This is a genomic window from Streptomyces sp. MUM 203J, assembly GCF_022414595.1.
Lineage (GTDB): Bacteria > Actinomycetota > Actinomycetes > Streptomycetales > Streptomycetaceae > Streptomyces.
In genome coordinates, this window is sequence record NZ_JADWYO010000147.1 from 1 (window position 1) to 255 (window position 255).

A 255-nucleotide genomic window follows, 5' to 3' on the forward strand; every position below is an offset into this window, starting at 1 on the left:
GCCCAACGGCCACGGTCCTCGCAACTCCCACAGATCGCGGGTGTTGCGAGGACCGTCAGAACCCAAGATGGGAGCGGGGCCCTCGGTGTGTGTCCGGCGGCCGGGGCGTGGCAGCCGTTCCTCAGTCCTTGATCTCGCAGATGGGGGCGCCGGAGGTGAGGGAGGCGCCGATCTCGGCGGTGAGGCCTTTGACGGTGCCTGCTTTGTGGGCGTTGAGGGGCTGTTCCATCTTCATGGCTTCGAGGACGACGACGA

1 protein-coding gene is annotated in these 255 nt (G+C 67.1%); it reads right to left on the reverse strand.

Annotated features, from left to right (window positions below; translation table 11 throughout):
- Window positions 1–121: 121 nt before the first annotated feature.
- Window positions 122–255: biotin/lipoyl-containing protein (locus tag I3F58_RS29535; RefSeq protein WP_275678268.1), on the reverse strand; the 134-nt coding region annotated here is incomplete at its 5' end.